We start from the raw sequence: 19,314 nt of genomic DNA, 5'->3' as shown, positions 1-19,314 counted from the left end.
AACAATTCGTATCGAGAATGATTATCAATTGAGATAGGGAGTCTCGTCCGGCAGGGGATATGGTATCCTCGCGGGGTGATCTTTCTGGTGAAAGGCGTAACATCATGGTTTCATTGAAGAACCTGTTCGGCCCTGCTGGCGTTATGCTGGCGGCTTTGGCAAGCAGTGTAGTGCCGGTCCATCAAGCTCAGGCAAAAGATGTGCGTGATATCACGGGGGAGGTTGTATCCGTACCCGACCATCCTCAGCGTATCATTCTGGGGGAAGGGCGGCTGATTTACGCTCTGGAGCCGCTGGAAGGCAGACATCTTTTCGACCGCATCGTAGGGTGGCAGGGTGAATTCCGGGAAGCGGATAAACAGAATTACGAGCAGATGCTCAAGACATTCCCGGAGGCGGACAAGGTGGCCGTGATTGGTCGGACGACGGCTGATACGATCAGCCCGGAAAAGGTGCTGGATTTGCACCCGGACCTTGCTATTTTTAGCACGACTGGCCACGGGCCGGGGCAGGCTGGTGATGTTACGGCCCGTCTAAGGGCGGCTCATATTCCCGTTTTGTTTGTGGATTTCCGTCAGGACCCGGTAAAGACGACCGTGCCCAGCATGTTGATTCTCGGGCATGCTCTCGGTCGTGAGGCAGAGGCTAAAGCCTATACTGATTTTTACGAAAGTCGGTTGAAGCTCATCCAGTCTGTTGTGGGTTCTATTCCGGAGAGCCAACGCCCTACCGTGTTTATCAATATGCTGGCCGGGGCACGGCAGAGCTGCTGCCATACGGCTGGGCGGGGTAATATGGGGGCCTTCATCGAGGCTGCCGGTGGTCGCAATATCGCTGCCGACCTTCTGCCGGGTTATATTGGTGATGTCTCAGCTGAAATGGTCATTGCGAAAGACCCAGATGTTTTAATCCTTGATGGGACACGGGGGCCAGGTAACAGCGGGCCGGGACTGAAGATGGGCTCTCAGGTGACGCCGGAATTGGCGCAGGAATCCCTCAAGGCCCTGCTGAAGGCACCGGAACTTGCCGGGTTGAGTGCCGTGCGTAACGGGCGTGCCTATGGCATCTGGCATACATTCTACGATAGCCCGTTCAACATTCTTGCCATTGAGGTCATGGCTAAATGGTTCTATCCCGAACGCTTCAAGGATCTGGATCCGGATGCCGACCGCAGTCTGATACAGAGCCGTTTTACAGTGATGCCTAACAGCGGGACGTATTGGATTAAGGCGGATGCCCACTAAAGAGAAAGAGACTACAACAGGCGGGTCATCAACCGAGATGGCCCGCCTTGCTGCACGGCTGACAGGTATACAGGCATCTTATGTAAAGTTGACCCGCCACAGGGTGGGGCTTCTCTGCCTTTTGGCAGGACTAATTCTTTTTTCCATTCTGCTGGACTTTTCCCTTGGCCCGGCAGGGCTTGGCCCTTCGGCCTTGTTGCATGCCCTTCTAAATCCTTCCTCCGGGACCAATGCTGTTATCGTCTGGCATATCCGCTTGCCATATGCCCTGATGGCCGCTCTGGTTGGGGTGGCTCTGGGGATATCTGGCGGGGAGATGCAGACTGTTCTGGATAACCCATTGGCTAGCCCCTACACGCTCGGCGTGTCTGCGGCGGCGGCCTTTGGGGCGTCTTTGGCTATCGTACTACATTGGCATATCCCTTACGTGCCAGAGAATTGGATGGTGCCGCTGGATGCCTTCGTGTTTGCCGTAGGTTCTGCTGGCCTTTTGGAACTGGTGGCTCGGGCTCGGGGCCATTCTACGGCCATGGTGGTGTTGTTTGGCATTGCACTGGTTTTCACCTTCCATGCGTTTGTGGCATTGATGCAGTTCATCGCTGATGAAGATGCGCTGCAGGACCTCGTATTCTGGACGATGGGAAGCCTGACACGGGCCGACTGGGGCAAGATCTCCGTCATGAGCATTGGTTGCTTGCTGGTTCTGCCATTTTGTTTCCGGGCTGCTCCAGCTCTGACAGCTCTGCGCCTTGGGGAGGATAGGGCCGCTAGCTATGGCGTCGATACGAAACGCCTGCGGATGATGTCCCTTTTGCGTATTAGTATATTGTCCGCCCTAGCTGTTTCTTTTGTGGGGACGATTGGTTTTGTGGGTCTGGTAGCACCGCATATTGCTCGCCGCCTGTTGGGGGAGGATCATCGTTTCTATCTACCCGGTTCGGCGTTGTGCGGGGGGCTCATCATGTCGCTGGCCTCTATCGCTGCCAAGAATATTCTTCCGGGGGTTGTGATTCCGGTTGGGATCGTCACATCTCTGGTGGGGATTCCCTTCTTCCTTGCTGTGGTTCTGAGAAAGGGGGCCTGAGATGGTGAACTGTCCGACACATCAGCTTGAGGTCGAGGGGATCAGCGTCCATTATGGGCGGCGGCAGGTGCTGCATAACATGACATTTGCCCCCATGCGGGCAGGCCGTGTGACGGCTCTGCTGGGGCCGAATGGCTCGGGTAAATCCACGCTGATGCGGGGTATTGCTGGCCTGACTCGTGCAGAGGGACAGATCCGCCTTGCTGGGCAGGACCTCTCAAAGCTTGGCGTAGGGGAGCGGGCTAGACTGGCAGCCTATCTGCCGCAGAGCCTTCCGCCGGCTGTTCATCTTCAGGTGATTGAGGCTGTGATGGTCGCCCGCCGTGCGGGGGAAGCTGTCTCTGCTGAATGTGCTCTGCGGGAAAGCACGGATGTTCTGGAGGAATTGGGCATTGGCCAACTGGCCCTGCGTTATATGGATGAGCTGTCTGGTGGGCAGAGGCAGATGGTGGGACTGGCTCAAGCTCTGGTCCGCCGCCCGGCTATGCTGCTGCTGGATGAGCCATTGAGTGCGTTGGATTTGCGCTATCAATTTGCCGTCATGGATGTCGTCCGACGTGAAACACGAAAACGTCATATCGTGACGCTACTGGTTGTTCATGATTTGAACATAGCTCTGCAACGAGCTCATGATGTTGTCTATATGCGGGATGGCCAGCTTGTGGCACAGGGAGCGGTCATGGCCGTTACAACGCCAGCGGTTCTGGCGCAGGTCTACGGTGTCCAGACCCGCCTTGAGGTTTGCCCCCGTGGGCTGCCCCATGTGTTGGTGGACGGTATTATGGGGGACAGTGCCTGATACGGTCAGTTGCCTCTTTACAGTGCATGTAATGGATAAGAGGCTTTGATGCGTTATCTGGTCACGGGTGGTGCTGGTTTTGTTGGTAGTCATGTCGTTCTGGCTCTGCTGGATGCAGGGCATGAGGTGGCAGTTCTTGATGACCTGAGTACGGGCCACCGCTCTGCCGTCCCTCCTGATGTGCCTTTGTTCCAGGTTGATCTAGCGAATTATGGGGCCACATCTGACATCATGGCGCAGGGGCCGTGGGATGGGGTGCTGCACTTTGCTGCGCTCTCTTTGGTTGCCGATAGTGTAGAGAGGCCCTTTTACTATTTGCGGCGTAACAGCCTCACCACCCTCAATCTCGTTGAGGCCTGCGTGGCGCATGGCGTGAGGAAGTTCGTTTTCTCATCAACAGCCGCTTTGTTCGGAGGGGCAGATGACTGTCCCAGCCTCATCTCTGAAACTGCATCCGTTGAACCCGGCTCTCCTTACGGAGAAAGCAAGTTCATGATTGAACGCATCCTGCATTGGGCGGATAGGATTTACGGCCTACGGAGTGCGTGTTTGCGCTATTTTAATGCCGCTGGGGCGGACCCCGCCGGGCGTGCCGGTGAGGATCATCAGCCAGAAACCCATCTGCTTCCCTTGACCATTGATGCCGCTTTAGGGATTCGGCCTGCTCTCAGGCTTTTTGGTACGGATTATCCCACCCATGACGGGTCCTGTATTCGGGATTATGTGCATGTTAGTGACCTTGCGGATGCTCACCTTAAGGCACTTGACCAGATTAATGAGCGTAGCGTGTGCTACAATGTCGGTACCGGGCGGGGCTATTCAAATCTGGAGGTCATCTCCAGTGTCGAGCGGGTAAGCGGTCGGGACGTGCCATGGGAGGCAGCCCCGCGGCGGGATGGAGACCCGGCGCAGTTAGTGGCTGATCCCGCTTTACTGCGTGCTGATACGGGCTGGGCACCGCAGTTTCTAGAACTTGATCAGATTGTTGAGACCGCTCTACGGTGGCGAGAACAACATCCGCAGGGCTATGACGACTGACCTTTGTGGGCATAAGGCAGACTAGATTTTAGGGCCGCCAGAAGGTCTGGAACGGGAAAGCCCATAGTCTTCCTTCTGGCGGTCGTTTTTTATGGCCAGATGACTTCCGGCGGCATGGACATCAGGATGGCATCTGTATTGCCACCCGTTTTCAGGCCGAACAGCGTGCCCCTGTCGTAAAGGAGGTTGAACTCCACATACCGTCCACGCCGCTGGAGCTGGGCCAGTCGGTCTTCATCGGTCCATGGTGTGAACATCCGTTTGCGGACAATCCCGGTATAGCTGTTCAGGAAGGCTTCCCCTACGTCACGGGTGAAGGTGAAGTCATTGGCGAGGTTTTGGCTGTCCAGCCAATCATAAAAGATACCTCCCAGCCCCCGGGGCTCATTGCGGTGCTTCAGGAAGAAATAGTCATCGCACCATTTTTTAAAGCGGGGGTAATACTCCGGGTCGTGCTTGTCGCAGGCTTTCTGAAAAGCTCGGTGAAACTCTGCGGCGTCTTCATGGGCTTCTGCACGTGTGGGGAACATGGGGGTAATATCCCCACCGCCACCAAACCAGCCTTTGGAGGTGATGATCATGCGGGTGTTAAAATGCGCCGCACTGACATGCGGGTTGCAGGGATGGGCCACCAGCGAGATACCCGTGGCGAAGAATCGTGGGTCTTCCTCTGCGCCGGGAATAGTCTTGCGGAACTCGGGTGAAAATTCACCCCAGACCGTGGAAATATTTACGCCCACTTTTTCAAAAACACGCCCTTTCATGATGGACATGACACCGCCGCCGCCTTCAGGCCGGTCCCATGATGTCCGCTGGAAACGCCCTGGCTGTCCATGCCCTTTCAGGGTGGGAGACTCTCCGCTGGCGGCTTCGTCTTCTAGGGCCTCATAAGCGGCACATATCCTGTCCCGTAGACTTTTGAACCAGTTTTGGGCTTCATCCTGCAGGCTGGCATGAGGGACGTCTGGGAGGGTAAAGGGTGATGTGGACGACATGAGCCTCTCCTGATCATGATGTGGTAGAGTTCAGTAACGCGGCCTTTCGAGAGGACCATGGTTGTTCATAAGCTAAAAGCGTCTATCTGGCTTACTGACTTTTCTTGCAGCTGTAAAAAGGCGGGACAGATCTTGCCCTTGATTTTTGGGTTGGTCTTCTGAAACAGTCTCCGCTATCTGATGAGAGACTGCCGGAAGGGTTGTGCGGGATAGAGTGCCTGCGAGCGGCGACCGGGTCGAGGCAGGATGAAGTGAGGATTTATGGTAGCAGACAAGACGATCGAGCCTGTCATTGGTGTCATCGGGGGCTCGGGCCTGTATGAGATTGATGGGTTGGAAAACCGGGAATGGCGCCGTTGTGAGTCTCCCTGGGGTTCCCCCTCTGATGAGCTGCTGTTTGGCACGCTGGAGGGTGTGAAGTGCGTGTTCCTGCCCCGCCACGGCCGTGGGCACCCCATTCCGCCATCCCGTCTGAATTATCGTGCGAATATTGATGCCCTCAAACGTGCCGGTGTGACGGATATTATTTCTCTCTCCGCTGTGGGGTCTCTGAAGGAAGAGCTAGCACCGGGTAACTTCGTGCTGGTGGACCAGTTCATCGACCTGACACAGGGCCGCCCTCGTACTTTCTTTGAGGAAGGCTGCGTGGCGCATGTCAGCATGGGCGAGCCTGTTTCTGCCCGCATGGCCAGCACGCTGGCGGATGAGGCCGAGAAGCTGGGGATCACCGTTGCACGAGGCGGCAGCTATGTTGTGATCGAAGGGCCGCAGTTCTCTACCCGTGCTGAAAGTGAGCTGTACCGTTCATGGGGGGCCTCCGTCATTGGCATGACAAACATGCCGGAAGCCCGTCTGGCCCGTGAAGCCGAGATGAACTACGCCACGGTCGCCATGGTAACAGACTATGACTGTTGGCATGAGGAACATGAGAATGTCACGGTAGAGGCTGTGGTCCGCACCATGAAGAGCAACTCCAAACACGCACGGGAGCTTGTCCGTCGTGCTATTCCTGCTCTTGGTAAGCCTCGGCCTATCTGCACGGGGCCCGGTGCTGCCGAGCGTGCGTTGGATAACGCCATCATCACTCCGCCGGAAGCTAGAGACTTCTCCGTTCTGGCCCGTCTGGACGCTGTTGCTGGACGTGTGCTGTTTGGCTGAACAGAGCGTCTGAACGACTTATGAAAAGAGGCCTCCCTGCTAGTTAGCGGGGAGGCCTTTTGTATAGGGGTGCCTCAGAAACCGTGAAGCAGCCCTCCATCAACCGGGATGCAGGTGCCAGTAATATAAGCTGCCAGTGGGCTGGCGAGGAAAGCGGCCATATGGCCGAGCTCCTCAGGCTGCCCATAACGGCCAATGGGAATGCCGTCCTCTTTCTGCCTGCGGAATTCAGAAAGGGGGATGCCGGCTTTTTCCGCCCGTATCGCATTTAGCGAAGTGATGCGGTCTGTTTCAAAGCGGCCGGGCAGGAGTGTGTTAACCGTCACGCCATCACGGGCAACCTCTCGGGCCAGTGTCTTGCCCCAGCTTGCCAGTGCAGAGCGTAAAGCACTGGAGAGGACGAGGTTGGGGATGGGCTCTACGATACTGGTGGAAGACACCATGATGATCCGCCCGAACTGCCGTTGCCTCATGCCTGGTAAGTATTGGTCCGTCATCTGCATGACAGGCAGTAGCATTGTGGCGGTTTCTTTCTGCCAGAGTGCTGGGTCGCATGCTGTAGCAGGCCCCAGAGGCGGGCCGCCACCATTGCCAATGATGATGTCTGCTTCTGGCACAATGTCCCGCAGGGCATTCAGGCAGGTCTGTACGCTGTTCGGCTCCGAAAAATCCACGGCATACCAATGCGGTGTGATGCCACTTTCGGCAGCGAGGTCGTGGGCGGCTTGCCGCAGCCTATTCTCATCACGGGCCAGCAAGCAGGGGCGGACACCTTCCCGGGCCAGTGATCGGGCAATGGCTAGCCCAAGGCCTCGGCTCCCTCCCATAATGATGGCCGACCGTCCTTGCAGATGCAGTTCCATGATGGACTCTCCTGTCCTCTGGGGAGATGCCCCTTTAGGGGCGGTAGAAGCATTTTTCACCCCATTTATAGCTCGGGGCAAGAGGTTTAGCGGCAAAGGGCCTATGATAGATTTGATATATTATAATGGTAAAATTTTCAGGTAAGAACGATTAAAAATGTCAGCTACCTCAGGGGGGTGAGTTCTTGACGCTGGAAGGGGCCATCACTATCTCTCACTCGCCCCGTCTGATCGGGGAGTTTATTGGTGCGCTGCTGAAATGAGCGCAATAACCCGGCTGTGCTGCTTTATAGAAGGGCCAGCCTAGAATGGAGTGATCCATGACGAAGTTTCGTCCCCTTCACGACCGTGTAGTGGTCCGCCGTCTGGACGGTGAAGAAAAAACCGCCGGTGGCATCATCATTCCTGAGACAGCCAAAGAAAAGCCGATGGAAGGCGAAGTTCTGGCTGTTGGTTCCGGTGCTCGCAACGAGCAGGGCCAGGTTGTACCGCTGGATGTTAAGGCTGGCGACCGTGTCCTGTTCGGTAAATGGTCCGGTACTGAGGTGAAGATCGGCGGTGAAGACCTGCTGATCATGAAAGAGAGCGACATTCTGGGGATCGTTGGCTGAGCCGCTTTTCAGAACTCTCTCTGACCATCTTTAAAGGAATTAGGTATAATGGCTGCTAAAGACGTAAAATTTGGTGCTGATGCCCGTGAGCGTATGCTCCGTGGTGTGGATATTCTCGCCAATGCCGTGAAGGTGACACTCGGTCCGAAGGGCCGCAATGTCGTTCTGGATAAGAGCTACGGTGCTCCCCGCATCACTAAGGACGGCGTTTCCGTCGCCAAGGAAATCGAGCTGGCCGATAAGTTCGAGAACATGGGCGCACAGATGGTGCGTGAAGTGTCCTCCAAGACCAACGATGTGGCTGGTGACGGCACCACGACCGCTACTGTTCTGGCTCAGGCTATCATCCGTGAGGGCGCCAAGGCTGTTGCCGCTGGCATGAACCCGATGGACCTGAAGCGTGGCATCGACAAGGCCGTGCTGCGTGTTGTGGACGAGCTGAAGACCCGCACCAAGAAGATCTCCTCTCAGGATGAGATTTCCCAGGTTGGTACGATCTCCGCTAACGGTGAGTCCGAAGTCGGCAAGATGATCTCCGAAGCTATGGAGAAGGTCGGCCATGAGGGCGTCATCACGGTGGAAGAGGCTAAGGGCCTGCATACCGAACTGGATGTTGTGGAAGGCATGCAGTTCGACCGTGGCTACATCTCCCCGTACTTCGTGACGAATACGGAGAAGATGACGGCTGATCTGGAAAACCCCTACATCCTGATCCATGAGAAGAAGATTTCTTCTCTCCAGCCGATGCTGCCGCTGCTGGAAAGCGTTGTGCAGTCCGGTCGCCCGCTACTGATCATCGCTGAGGAAGTCGATGGTGAAGCTCTGGCAACGCTGGTCGTGAACAAGCTGCGTGGTGGCCTGAAGATCGCTGCCGTTAAGGCTCCGGGCTTCGGTGACCGTCGCAAGGCTATGCTGGAAGACATCGCCATCGTGACTGGTGGTCAGGTTGTTTCCGAGGATATCGGCATCAAGCTGGAATCCGTCACGCTGGATATGCTTGGCACAGCCAAGAAGGTGCATATCGACAAAGAGAACACCACCATCGTTGAAGGTGCCGGTGCTGCTGAGGGTATCAAGGGCCGTTGCGCTCAGATCCGCTCCCAGATCGAAGCTACGACATCTGACTACGACCGTGAGAAGCTGCAGGAACGTCTGGCCAAGCTGGCTGGTGGCGTTGCCGTCATCCGCGTTGGTGGCAGCACCGAGGTCGAGGTGAAGGAGCGTAAGGACCGCGTTGATGACGCCCTGCACGCAACCCGCGCCGCTGTTGAAGAAGGTATCGTCCCGGGTGGTGGTACGGCTCTGGCCCGTGCAAGCCTGCTGTTCGATGACCTGACCTTCGAGAACGACGACCAGCGTGCTGGTGCCCAGATCGTCCGTAAGGCTCTGCAGGCTCCGCTGCGCCAGATCGCCCACAACGCCGGTGAAGATGGTGCTGTGATTGCTGGCAAGGTGCTGGAACTGAGCAACTACAACGAAGGCTTTGACGCTCAGAAGGGTGAGTACAAGGACCTCGTGGCTGCCGGTATCATCGACCCGACAAAGGTTGTCCGTACAGCCCTGCAGGATGCTGCATCTGTTGCTGGCCTGCTTATCACCACCGAAGCCATGGTTGCCGAGCGTCCGGAGAAGAAGTCCGACGATGCTGCTGGTGCCGGTATGGGTGGCATGGGCGGAATGGGTGGCATGGGTGGTATGGGCGGCTTCTGATCGCTCATTCTTCCCCATCCCGGTCACTTTGGCCGGGGTGGCCTCCTGTCCCGTACAGGCAAAAAGAAAAGCCTCGCTCTTTTGGGAGCGGGGCTTTTTTGTGGGTTATCGGTTTAGGAAGTCGTCAATGTCTGCCAGTGCTTCGGTCAGTGGTAGACGCTGGATGGGCACACCGTTCGGGAAGGCCGAGAGCAGGCGGGACGGCATCCGGTTGTCTAGAATGATAAACACGCCCCGGTCATCGGCACGGCGGATGAGCCGCCCGAAGGCCTGTTGCAGGCGCATCCGGGTGATGAGGTCGTCATAATCGCCCGGTCTGCCACCAGAGAGATGGCGGCGGCGTTCCCGGTGTAGAATGTCAGGGCGGGGCCAAGGGGTGCGTTCCATCACCACCATGCGGAGGGCTTCACCGGGGACATCCACACCATCCCGCATGGCATCTGTTCCCAGTAGGCAGCTATTGGTTTCAGTACGGAAAACATCAACTAGTGTGGCGTTGGTCATAGCATCGACATGCTGGGCATAAAGGGGGATGTTCTTCATACCCAGTGGTTCATGAATGCGACGATGAACCTCTTTCAGTCGCCGGATGGCTGTGAAAAGCCCTAAAGCCCCACCATTAGCAACCTCGAATAGGGCCTGAAAAGCCTGTGCCTGTATTGCCGGGTCTCTGGAAACATCGGTGATGATGTAAGCTCGTGTCTGGTGAGCATAATCGAATGGACTCATCAGGGCTGCCCGCATGGGGGGATTGAGAAAGTGGGCCGTTCCTAGTCGCCGTTCGGCTTTTTCCCATCCGGTGTCTCCGTCCTCATCTGGGCTGCGGTCCCGCAATGTGGCGGAGGTGATGAGCAGCCCGTGTGTGGTGCTTTGCAGAGTGCTGGCAAAGGGAATGGTCGGGTCTAGCCAGTGGCGGTTCAGGGCAATGTCGTGCCCCTCCTGTAGAATCCGTGTGGCAGGGAGGGGTTCACGGTGGATGAAGTCCACATAAGTGGGCAAGCTCGGCTGGGCTATGGGCTGGTCGATGATCGCCCGTAGCATGTTGATCCAGCCTTGCAGGCGGGAGAGGGCCCGGCGATGGAGGCTGCGGATGGTGCCCTCTAGCCGTTGCTGAAAGGCAGTGTCTGGCTCTTCTTCCTGTTCTTCTAGAGCATTTTGTAGATGTTTGATGACCCGGTCCAGCGGGGTTACGATGTCCTGAAGTGCTGTTAGCAGGTCTTCGGCTCGGTCTCGTAGCGGGGTGGGGATAGGGTGCAGGTCACATTCTTGTCGTGGATAATGGCCATGTTCGCCCCGTGTCAGCATTTGTAGTTCGGCTATACGGGCATCAAGATGCATGTCCAGCATTTGAAGGAAGTTTTCAGCCGGCTGGGCAAGTGGGGCTTGCTCTATGGCTTCGAGAGCAGGCGTCTCTTCATCAGTATCATCAGGAGGTAGGGCAGAGGGTTCTTCTTCTGGTAGGTTTGTGTCCTCAAATTGTGGTGTCAGACGGGCCTGCCGAGCCTCGTGCAGGCGGCCACTCCAGCCGGGGCGTGGCAGCCCTTTTTGTGTGGCATAGATAAGTTCTTGGAGGGTCTCCTTGAGGGAGGGAAGACGCTCCATCAGGTCCTCCATACGGCGCATCAGCCCACGGGCACGGGAGCGTCCCCCTTCGGCTCCCAATATCCAGCGACGCAGGTCGGCGGCTTCCAGCCCGGAAAAGACCAGCGAGAAAGCGCTGTCAGCGGCATCGGGGATGTGGTGCCCTTCGTCAAAGATATAGCGGGTGGGGACGCCATTTTCGTCTGCTAGATTGCCGGGGGCTATGTCCTGCGGCAGCATGGCATTCCACGCCGCTTGCGATAGAACGAGCGCATGGTTGGCGATGACGAATTGAGCGTGTTGGGCACGACGGATGCCATGTTCAATGAAGCAGCTTTGATAATGCGGACAGGCAGAATGGATGCATTCACCCCGCCGGTCGGCAATCATGTTCAGTAATCCTGATTGGAAGAGATCGCCAAACCAGCCGGGTAGATCACCGCCCATTAGGTCGCCATCTTCTGTAGCTTCGGCCCAGAGAGCGAGAAAAGCCAGCGGAATAAGGCCACTCTGCCCTTGCTGTGAGCGATTGAGCAGGGTGGTCGTAATGTCTTCCAGATTCAGCAGGCAAAGATAATTCTCCCGCCCTTTGCGGATGACAGCCAGCTCGTGCCGTTTTGTTGGGTCGGGGTAGAGGCGGGTCAGTTCCTGTTCGATCTGCCGTTGTAGATGGCGTGTATAGGTGCTGACCCAGACAGCTCCGTCGTTTTTCTCGGCCCAGAGGCTGGCGGGGGCGATATAGCCCATGGTTTTGCCGGTACCGGTTCCTGCTTCTGCCAGCATGATGTTGGGGGTGTTGGCAACATCACGGGGCGTAAAGGCGTAACTGGTGGCTGAGGCAAAATCAGCCTGACCGGGCCGTGGCTCGGCATCTTTACCCAGCAGGACAGAGAGGCGTTTGCGGGCTTCTTGTTGGCTGACAGAGTGGCTGCCAGCAGGGGGGCGAGGTGCACGCTCCTCCCATTGGGGTAGGCGCTTCCATATTTTTAGAGCATCAACTTCTTTTGCCCGGTTGTTGTGTTGTGTCGTGTTTCCTGCTGCAGGAAGGGCGTCCTCTACGATGTCATGCCAGCTCCACCCGGCTTGTCGTAATGTGGGGAGCAGAAGGCGGAGCGTGGCGATTTTCTGGGTGGATTGTTCTGCTAGTTCATCCAGAAGATGCTGGGCGATTTTGTAAAGGATGTCAGCCTGTAAGGGGGTGGTGTCATCCGGGGGGATGAGCTTCAGCTCAAGAGCCAGACCACGGGCAGTCGGGGTGACGTTGCGGGCAGGGTGGACGAGCAGGAAAAGCTCTAGCAAGTCCAGCCAAGGGGCGGGGAGTGGCTCGGGGGGGAGCTCCAGCAGGCGGAGCGTAGCAGGCCCATGAATGAGCAGAGGCGGAGGAAGCTGTCGAAGCGTATCTCGGACCTCGGCAAGGGGAATGTCCAGCACCTCACCATCGGGGGTAATGATGGAGGAGAGGCCATGCCGTGCGATCAGGGCCGGAGCGTCAAAGAAGGAGCGGAACAGGCTGGACATGTCCAGACTCATACACAGGAAGGCCCCTGCCTGCGAGGGGGAAAGCGGCAGACGGAACGCCTGAATACTTGACCAGAGGGGGGAGGGTTCATAATTAACATGGTCCTATGCAGAAAAAAACGCCTTCTCCCCAGAATGATTCGTCCCTTCCCAAGCTCTGGCCGTTTGAGGAAGCCCGCAAACTGGCCGCCCGTGTGGCAGACAGGGACCCTAGTAAACCGGTTCTGATGGAGACAGGCTATGGCCCTTCCGGCCTGCCTCATATCGGCACATTTGGTGAGGTGGCTCGGACAACATGGGTTCGACAGGCCTTTCAGGAGCTAACAGGCCGCACGACGCGCCTTCTGGCGTTCTCTGATGATATGGACGCTCTGCGTAAAGTGCCGGGGAATGTGCCGCAGCAGGAAATGCTAGCAGAGCATCTGGGGCTGCCATTGTCCCGTATTCCCGATCCATTTGGCACGCATGAAAGTTTTGCCGCCCACAATAATGCCCGACTGCGGCAGTTCCTTGATGCATTTGGCTTTGATTACGAATTCGCCTCTGCCACTGATTATTACACGTCCGGCATTTTTGATGCGGCCCTGAAGCGTGTTCTAGAGGAGCACGACCGCATTATCGAGGTGATTGCCCCTACGCTGGGTAAGGAACGCCGTGCGACTTATTCCCCTGTGTTGCCTATCCACCCTGAGACGGGTCGTGTCATGCAGGTGCCTATTATCAGCGTCAACCCGGATGCCGGAACGGTGGTCTGGAAGGACGAAGAAGGCAAAAGCTTCGAGACTTCCGTCTATGGCGGGCAGGCCAAGATGCAGTGGAAGGCCGATTGGGCCATGCGCTGGTATGCGCTGGGTGTCGATTACGAGATGTCTGGTAAGGACCTCATCGACAGTGTGAAGCTGTCCTCCAAAATCTGCCGCATCCTTGGCAGTGAGCCCCCGCTGAACCTGACCTATGAGCTGTTTCTGGATGCTAACGGCCAGAAGATTAGCAAGTCCAAGGGGAATGGTCTTTCCGTTGAGGAATGGCTGCGTTACGGCCCTGCGGAGAGTCTGGCGCATTATATGTTCCAGCAGCCGACCCGTGCTAAGCGGCTTTATACGGATATGATCCCCAGAGCGACGGACGAATATCTTGCCCTCGTGCAGAAGGGGGAGCAGCAGAGTGCAGAAGAGTTCCTGTCCAATCCGGTATGGTTCGTCCATGAAGGTAAGTTGCGCCCGCAGGATACCAGCCCGGTTTCCTTCACAGCTCTTTTGAATTTGGCCAGCGTGGCTAATGCTCGTGAGGTGGAAACGCTTTGGAAGTTCCTCCGGCGTTATGATTCCAGCCTGTCGCCGGAGACACACCCATATGTGGCCGGGCTGGTTCAGCATGCCCTCGATTACTTCAATGAACGTGTCCGCCCGACCAAGGTCTTCCGCGCGCCGACAGCAACAGAGCGCAAGGCGCTTGAAGACCTTGCTGCAACCCTGAAGACCGTGCCAGAGAATGCCAGCCCGGATGACGTGCAGAATGTCGTTTTTGAAGTTGGTAAACGCTATTTTGCCAAGCCGGAGCTGCGGTCATGGTTCGGGTGCCTGTATGAGGTGCTGCTGGGGCAGAAGGAAGGGCCTCGTTTTGGTATCTTTGCGGCTTTATTTGGGTTGAAAGAGACTATTGCCCTTATTGATGAGGCTCTGGCCCGCCCCGTTGAGGCTGCAGAAGAGACCGTGGCAGAGGAGAACAGGGGCTAAAAGGCATGACGGGTCCTTCCGGTGTGCCGGATAATGCGGAGGCCGTGTCTCCGCCCTCTGGCGGAGGGTGGCTGAGGCTCCTGCTAACACGCCTGCCCGCATTGGTGGGGTTAGTCCTGCTGATTGTTGCTGGTTGGGTGATCTGGCGTGAGCTTCAGCACCTTTCCCTTCAGCAGGTGATGAGCGGGCTTCATGCTATTCCGACATCCGCTTTGTGGAAGGGGGCCGGGGCTACGCTCCTCTCTTACGCCATTCTGTCTTTTTATGATGGTTTAGCCTGCCTGCACGTAAAGGCGGGGGTTTCGTGGGGGCGCGCTGCCTTTGTGGCGTTTTGTTCCTATGTCCTTTCCCATAATCTGGGGTGTGCCGCTATTTCTGGCACGGCAGTGCGGTACAGGCTGTATCGTAATTGGGGCGTGCCGGGGCTTAAGATTGCGTCAATCGTGGCGTTCTGCTCGGTTACTTACTGGCTAGGGATGTTGGGGTTAGTGGGTTTTATCCTGCTGGACCAACCGGGTATCATTCCTTACGTTCGCCATGTCCCACACTGGATGACGACTATAGGCGGGAGTGGCTGTTTTGCTGTTCTGCTAGCTTATGTGCTTCTGCCTTGCTGGAAGCAGGAAGTCCGTATCTATAAATGGACGTTACGTTTTCCAGACTGGCGGATTGGGTTAGGGCAGATATTTTCCAGTATGGCGGACATGTCTGCCACAGCCCTGATTGCCTGGTGTGTGTTGGATACGTTGCCACAGGGGAGCAGCCTGACTTTTGGTGGCTTTCTGGCCATCTATCTCGGAGCTTATACGGCAGGGCTTTTGGCTAATGTGCCGGGTGGGTTGGGGGTGTTCGACAGCACTATGCTGCTCGCTCTCTCGCCGTGGTTTTCCGTACCCCATATCATGGCGAGTATTCTGGTTTTTCGGCTGTTTTACTATATCATTCCTTTGCTTCTGGCGGGGGCCATGTTCGCCGGGCATGAGCTCTTTATCAAGGGTGCCCCTCTGTTGGCACGGTTTGGTAAGACCGTAGAGCATAGCCAGAGCTTGCGTTCGTCCGAAGCGGACTTCTCAACAGTTGTGGCGACGGGCAGTCAGGCTATGCTGGGCATCGTTATTGTGGTGTATGCCCTTTTGGCACCATTGCCTCGGTTTCATTCCTTCTGGGAGGCAGTCATCCTTCAGGGGGCGGCCTTTTTGCTTACTCTTATTGGGGTGATGCTTGTTGGCCTGTCTTTGGGGTTATCCCAGAGGGTGGCACTGGCATGGCGGCTTTCGGTTGGTGCTCTTTATGCCACGCTGGCAATACTGGCTGTGCGGCAAGCTCATTGGGTGGCTTTTGTCGTGGTGTTGGCCGTTTTGTTCGTGCTTCTGCCATTCCGCAAGAATTATTACCGTCAGGCTTACTGGCGGGTTGAGCCGTTTTCTCCATTTATTCTGGCACCATTTTCGCTTTGGTTGTGTGGCCTTGCCGGTGTCAGCTGGATTGCTCGGCAACGTCATCTCGGGCATGTTTGGTGGAGGTCAATGGTCTATGATGCCCATACGGCTGTAGGCCGCTGGTTTCTGGGAGGGGCGGCACTCTGCTGCGTTGTGGGCCTTTGGTTGGCACTTAGGAAGACACGGATTCATATTCTGCCGTGGAATATGGATACCCGTGTGCGTTATGCCTGCCTGCAAGAATCAGCTTTTGCCCTGTCCTTGCCGTTGGAGCGTCTTTTCGTGCCGGATGGTATGCTAACGGATGCCACAGGTAAGGCTGCGTGTGCTGTCCTCCGGCTGAAACCATTCCTGCTTTCGGAGCCGGTTTTACTGTGTTTGGGAGGCGCTGTAGGCGCACGGGGCTGGCGGGGTGGTGCTATATGGCGTTTGCGGGATTATGCCGTGCAGGAAGGGTGCCAGCTTGCCGTCCTTCAATATGGGGCACGGCAAGCGGATATCTACGCTTCTTTTGGTCTCGGGCTTTTCTCTCTCGAGAGTGACGAGGGGTGGTTCCTGGTCTGCCGACCGGAAGATTATCACGCTCTGAAATTGTTGCTGGGTGTCTAAAAGAGTTCGTCTTCTTCATGGGAAGATAGTGACACTGGTGGTTGGATGAATTCAGGTCCGGCCATGTAGTTTTCCACTAGGCGGAGATGCGTGCCGCTACTGGAGGGCAGATGCTCCATGAGGCTTATATGATCCACCATCATTTCCGAACTGTGGAACAGATTGTGACGCTGTATCCATGGGATGAGATCGGTCGGTGATGCCGGTGCTAGCCGGGCGATTGTTAGTTCCGGCACGACAGTGCGGCGGGACGGAGGGAAGCCTACCCGATTTAAGGCGGTGGCAAGGCGTTTTTGCAAAGTAAGAAGTGGCTGCTGCGGTGTGACGCCAACTGTCAGCCGGTCTTCTACATCTCCCATCTGATGGGCCACGTGATGCAGTGCTAGAGGGAATGGCTCCCACCGCAAGTGAGAGAGGGCCATATCCAGCTCTTCTAGTTGATGACGACTGGAGAGATGGCCGAGGTGCTGGAGCGGAATCAGGCTCTGTTCTGCTGGTGTCCAGTGGACGTCATCCAGACTGCCACGCAATAGGCCGAGTTCAGCCTGAAGGGTGGAGGAGAGCGTGATGGCGAGGGAAAGGTTCATACAGACCTCCCGCAGAAAGGGAGATTAACAAAAAGAGAGTCGAGGGGATCTTCCACCTTCTTGACTTGAGAGGAAACTACCCCACATCTTATGGAAACGATAGGGGGGGGGGCTAGGCCTCTTCCGTAGATCTTCCGCAGTAAGTGGGTGTTATGGCTTTCCATTCGGATTTTGAGACGACACGGGGGCAGGCAGCTGCCGCTTTTGATGCAGGCCTACGGGCTTATATGCTGCGTGTTTATAATTGGATGGCTCTTGCTTTGGCGTTGACGGGGATAACGGCTTATGCCGTGGTCCATACGTCTCTCCGGGCACTATTCTTCCATATCGTGCAGCGGGGTGATGTTTTCACGCTGGCCCCTACTGGCTTGGGGATGCTGAGCATTTTTGCCCCTCTGGCTTTCGTGCTGGTGTTGTCCTTCGGTGTGAACCGTCTTTCCCGTTCTACGGTGCAGCTGCTCTTCCTGCTCTTCAGTGTGGTGATGGGTATCAGCATGGCGTCTTTGCTGATGGCTTATACCGGGGCTTCGGTGGTTCGTACCTTCTTTATTACAGCGTCTCTTTATGGGGTGATGTCCTTCTGGGGGTATGTAACAAACCGGTCTCTGATGGGTTTCGGGTCTTTTTTGACAATGGGGCTGATCGGACTGCTCATTGCGTCTCTGGTTAATATGTTCCTCCCTGCTCATGGTCTGACAGTGCTGATTTCTTTTGTCGGGGTGCTTCTGTTCACGGGGCTGACGGCTTACGATACGCAGCGTATCAAGTTTTCTTACCAGCAATATGCGACTGTCCTCCCTGCGGAGGAGCTGGGGAAGATGGGGGTCTATGATGCCCTGTCGATGTATCTGAACTTCGTGAACCTCTTTCAGTTTCTGCTTCAGTTCACCGGGACACGGTCTGATGGGCGTGATTGAGATCTGATGAGTCGGGTTTGTATCTGAATATAGGAAAGGGCCTTCGGGCCCTTTTTTTGTTGCGATTTTTTGCGATTGAAAAGAAAATGAAAAATTAAATGGATGTGTTCTTGTTTTCCGCAATTTTATGGTGTTTTCTAAGAAACGGCAGATAACCGGTCTTTCTTAAAACAAGACCTATGGGGTTCTTTTTTTTTATGAGGATTGCCCCCTTGTAATCTCCGTTATTCAGGCTGAATAAAGTGGTCGGCACTGGGGTCTCAGGGCCCCATATTTCATATTGAGTAAGGAGGGAGTTCCCTTCTGTTGTCAGGATACGAACGGGAAAGGCACATATAAGATGACAACGTTCGGTGGCGATTGCGCTGTCCTGACTGTGTCAGAAAGTGTTTCGGCCTTTTTATGGCGGAACAACAGATAGAGGCAGGATCCATGAAAAGACTCTGGCGATTTTTCCCGGCGTTGCCTGCATTGATGCTGTCGGGTTGTACGGTTGATCTTCTTCAGCCGGCCGGCCCGATCGGGGAAGGTAATCGCGACATGATGGTGCTTGAATGGGCCGTCATGATGTGCGTTGTGGTTCCGGTGATTATTGCGACCCTCGTATTTGCCTGGAGATATCGGGCTTCCAATACGAAGGCGGAATATCTGCGGAACTGGTCACATTCAAACAAGATTGAAGTGTTCATTTGGGGCGTGCCCATTCTGATCATTCTTGTTCTGAGTGTCTTTAACTACAAGAGCACGCACGATTACGACCCGTATAAGCCGATCTCCAAGGAGATGCAGGCAAAAGTCGGTGCGCCTGATGCAAAACCGCTCCATGTGGAAGTAATTTCTCTGGACTGGAAATGGTTGTTCATTTACCCAGACCTCGGAATTGCAACCATCAACGAGCTGGACGTCCCCACAAAGACACCTCTGGATTTCCGGATTACGTCTGATAGTGTGATGACATCCTTCTTCATTCCGCAGCTTGGGTCTCAGATCTACAGCATGGCCGGGATGGAAACACAGCTCCACCTGTTGGCAAGCCGCCCAGGTAACTTCCAGGGTGAGGCCGCCCAGTATACAGGGCCGGGCTTCTCCGATATGCGCTTCCGTGCCATTGCCATGCCGCAGGAGCAGTTTGACGCTTGGGTGCAGAATGTACGCAGCGGCGACAATCCGCTTGTAGCCAAAGAGGCTCTGGACGCACAGACATACCCGAAATATCACACCGCACCGCCTGCCCCGCATGATGAGGCACCAAAGCCGGCTCCGGTCGTATATTTCTCTAGCGTACAGTCTGGGCTGTTTGAGGGCATTGTTGCGAAATACAATGTCGGCATGAGCCATGAGGATCACGGCAAGGACATGGGTGAAAAGTCCATGAACATGCCAGCTGAGTCTCATGAGGCTGCACCTTCCAATACCGGCATGTGA

The 19,314-nt window shown here is 55.9% G+C and carries 15 protein-coding genes; 11 read left to right on the top strand and 4 right to left on the bottom strand.

What is annotated here, in order from left to right; translation table 11 throughout:
- Positions 1-59 precede the first annotated feature (59 nt).
- From CPA57_RS02535 to galE, 4 genes are read left to right on the top strand one after another with little or no spacing between them, the layout of a single operon-like run.
- Positions 60-1,244 carry an ABC transporter substrate-binding protein gene (locus CPA57_RS02535; protein WP_229709191.1) on the top strand — a complete coding sequence of 395 codons (1,185 nt, stop codon included), beginning with the start codon at positions 60-62 and terminating at the stop codon, positions 1,242-1,244.
- A 37-nt stretch (positions 1,245-1,281) separates the two neighbouring features.
- Positions 1,282-2,328, top strand: coding sequence for a FecCD family ABC transporter permease (locus tag CPA57_RS02530; RefSeq protein ID WP_407647559.1), 1,047 nt, complete (start codon positions 1,282-1,284; stop codon positions 2,326-2,328).
- Position 2,329: 1 nt separating this feature from the next.
- Positions 2,330-3,127 carry an ABC transporter ATP-binding protein gene (locus CPA57_RS02525; protein WP_182081202.1) on the top strand — a complete coding sequence of 266 codons (798 nt, stop codon included), beginning with the start codon at positions 2,330-2,332 and terminating at the stop codon, positions 3,125-3,127.
- Between the two features lie 48 nt (positions 3,128-3,175).
- Entirely contained in the window at positions 3,176-4,165 is a 990-nt protein-coding gene (galE, locus tag CPA57_RS02520) for a UDP-glucose 4-epimerase GalE (RefSeq protein WP_182081200.1), read from the top strand.
- A gap of 89 nt (positions 4,166-4,254) precedes the next feature.
- On the opposite strand, the gene hemF is transcribed toward galE, so the two are convergent.
- Positions 4,255-5,160, bottom strand: coding sequence for an oxygen-dependent coproporphyrinogen oxidase (gene hemF, locus CPA57_RS02515; protein WP_182081198.1), 906 nt, complete (start codon positions 5,158-5,160; stop codon positions 4,255-4,257).
- 261 nt (positions 5,161-5,421) lie between these two features.
- On the opposite strand from hemF, the gene CPA57_RS02510 reads away from it, so the two are divergent.
- Positions 5,422-6,318: an S-methyl-5'-thioadenosine phosphorylase gene (locus CPA57_RS02510; protein ID WP_077395314.1), complete on the top strand. Its 897-nt coding sequence runs from the start codon at positions 5,422-5,424 to the stop codon at positions 6,316-6,318.
- A gap of 74 nt (positions 6,319-6,392) precedes the next feature.
- Here CPA57_RS02510 and CPA57_RS02505 read toward each other — a convergent pair whose 3' ends face one another.
- The gene (locus CPA57_RS02505) at positions 6,393-7,181 is read right to left on the bottom strand and encodes an SDR family oxidoreductase (RefSeq protein ID WP_182081196.1); all 789 of its coding nucleotides are present in this window, start codon (positions 7,179-7,181) and stop codon (positions 6,393-6,395) included.
- Positions 7,182-7,501: 320 nt separating this feature from the next.
- On the opposite strand from CPA57_RS02505, the gene groES reads away from it, so the two are divergent.
- Positions 7,502-7,792 carry a co-chaperone GroES gene (groES, locus tag CPA57_RS02500; RefSeq protein WP_043560528.1) on the top strand — a complete coding sequence of 97 codons (291 nt, stop codon included), beginning with the start codon at positions 7,502-7,504 and terminating at the stop codon, positions 7,790-7,792.
- Positions 7,793-7,840: 48 nt separating this feature from the next.
- Complete coding sequence (gene groL, locus CPA57_RS02495) at positions 7,841-9,502, top strand: chaperonin GroEL (RefSeq protein WP_182081194.1); 1,662 nt, start codon at positions 7,841-7,843, stop codon at positions 9,500-9,502.
- A 105-nt stretch (positions 9,503-9,607) separates the two neighbouring features.
- Here groL and CPA57_RS02490 read toward each other — a convergent pair whose 3' ends face one another.
- On the bottom strand, positions 9,608-12,601 hold the full coding sequence (locus CPA57_RS02490; protein WP_182081192.1) for an ATP-dependent DNA helicase: 2,994 nt from the start codon (positions 12,599-12,601) through the stop codon (positions 9,608-9,610).
- A gap of 107 nt (positions 12,602-12,708) precedes the next feature.
- Here CPA57_RS02490 and CPA57_RS02485 point away from each other — a divergent pair, with 107 nt between their 5' ends.
- Together CPA57_RS02485 and CPA57_RS02480 are read left to right on the top strand one after the other, a co-directional pair.
- Positions 12,709-14,337 carry a lysine--tRNA ligase gene (locus CPA57_RS02485; RefSeq protein ID WP_182081190.1) on the top strand — a complete coding sequence of 543 codons (1,629 nt, stop codon included), beginning with the start codon at positions 12,709-12,711 and terminating at the stop codon, positions 14,335-14,337.
- Positions 14,338-14,342: 5 nt separating this feature from the next.
- Positions 14,343-16,385 carry a lysylphosphatidylglycerol synthase domain-containing protein gene (locus CPA57_RS02480; RefSeq protein WP_182081188.1) on the top strand — a complete coding sequence of 681 codons (2,043 nt, stop codon included), beginning with the start codon at positions 14,343-14,345 and terminating at the stop codon, positions 16,383-16,385.
- Here the strand turns inward: CPA57_RS02480 and CPA57_RS02475 are convergent.
- The gene (locus tag CPA57_RS02475; RefSeq protein ID WP_182081186.1) at positions 16,382-16,972 is read right to left on the bottom strand and encodes a 2'-5' RNA ligase family protein; all 591 of its coding nucleotides are present in this window, start codon (positions 16,970-16,972) and stop codon (positions 16,382-16,384) included. The two genes, CPA57_RS02480 and CPA57_RS02475, sit on opposite strands and share 4 nt — an antisense overlap.
- A gap of 152 nt (positions 16,973-17,124) precedes the next feature.
- Between CPA57_RS02475 and CPA57_RS02470 the strand changes: the two genes are divergently transcribed.
- Positions 17,125-17,889: a Bax inhibitor-1/YccA family protein gene (locus CPA57_RS02470; protein ID WP_182081184.1), complete on the top strand. Its 765-nt coding sequence runs from the start codon at positions 17,125-17,127 to the stop codon at positions 17,887-17,889.
- A gap of 432 nt (positions 17,890-18,321) precedes the next feature.
- On the top strand, positions 18,322-19,314 hold the full coding sequence (gene cyoA, locus CPA57_RS02465; RefSeq protein ID WP_229709190.1) for a ubiquinol oxidase subunit II: 993 nt from the start codon (positions 18,322-18,324) through the stop codon (positions 19,312-19,314).

Source organism: Bombella favorum (assembly GCF_014048475.1).
Taxonomy (GTDB): domain Bacteria; phylum Pseudomonadota; class Alphaproteobacteria; order Acetobacterales; family Acetobacteraceae; genus Bombella; species Bombella favorum.
The sequence above is the reverse complement of the archived record's forward strand: the minus strand, read 5'-3'. Positions and strand labels throughout refer to the sequence as shown.

What these genes read in the sequence shown, in the direction of transcription:
- CPA57_RS02535 (WP_229709191.1), top strand. Translation starts at nt 60, where the DNA reads ATGGTATCCTCGCGGGGTGATCTTTCTGGTGAAAGGCGTAACATCATG.
- CPA57_RS02530 (WP_407647559.1), top strand. Translation starts at nt 1,282, where the DNA reads ATGGCCCGCCTTGCTGCACGGCTGACAGGTATACAGGCATCTTATGTA.
- CPA57_RS02525 (WP_182081202.1), top strand. Translation starts at nt 2,330, where the DNA reads ATGGTGAACTGTCCGACACATCAGCTTGAGGTCGAGGGGATCAGCGTC.
- galE (WP_182081200.1), top strand. Translation starts at nt 3,176, where the DNA reads ATGCGTTATCTGGTCACGGGTGGTGCTGGTTTTGTTGGTAGTCATGTC.
- hemF (WP_182081198.1), bottom strand. Translation starts at nt 5,160, where the DNA reads ATGTCGTCCACATCACCCTTTACCCTCCCAGACGTCCCTCATGCCAGC.
- CPA57_RS02510 (WP_077395314.1), top strand. Translation starts at nt 5,422, where the DNA reads ATGGTAGCAGACAAGACGATCGAGCCTGTCATTGGTGTCATCGGGGGC.
- CPA57_RS02505 (WP_182081196.1), bottom strand. Translation starts at nt 7,181, where the DNA reads ATGGAACTGCATCTGCAAGGACGGTCGGCCATCATTATGGGAGGGAGC.
- groES (WP_043560528.1), top strand. Translation starts at nt 7,502, where the DNA reads ATGACGAAGTTTCGTCCCCTTCACGACCGTGTAGTGGTCCGCCGTCTG.
- groL (WP_182081194.1), top strand. Translation starts at nt 7,841, where the DNA reads ATGGCTGCTAAAGACGTAAAATTTGGTGCTGATGCCCGTGAGCGTATG.
- CPA57_RS02490 (WP_182081192.1), bottom strand. Translation starts at nt 12,601, where the DNA reads ATGTCCAGCCTGTTCCGCTCCTTCTTTGACGCTCCGGCCCTGATCGCA.
- CPA57_RS02485 (WP_182081190.1), top strand. Translation starts at nt 12,709, where the DNA reads ATGCAGAAAAAAACGCCTTCTCCCCAGAATGATTCGTCCCTTCCCAAG.
- CPA57_RS02480 (WP_182081188.1), top strand. Translation starts at nt 14,343, where the DNA reads ATGACGGGTCCTTCCGGTGTGCCGGATAATGCGGAGGCCGTGTCTCCG.
- CPA57_RS02475 (WP_182081186.1), bottom strand. Translation starts at nt 16,972, where the DNA reads ATGAACCTTTCCCTCGCCATCACGCTCTCCTCCACCCTTCAGGCTGAA.
- CPA57_RS02470 (WP_182081184.1), top strand. Translation starts at nt 17,125, where the DNA reads ATGGCTTTCCATTCGGATTTTGAGACGACACGGGGGCAGGCAGCTGCC.
- cyoA (WP_229709190.1), top strand. Translation starts at nt 18,322, where the DNA reads ATGAAAAGACTCTGGCGATTTTTCCCGGCGTTGCCTGCATTGATGCTG.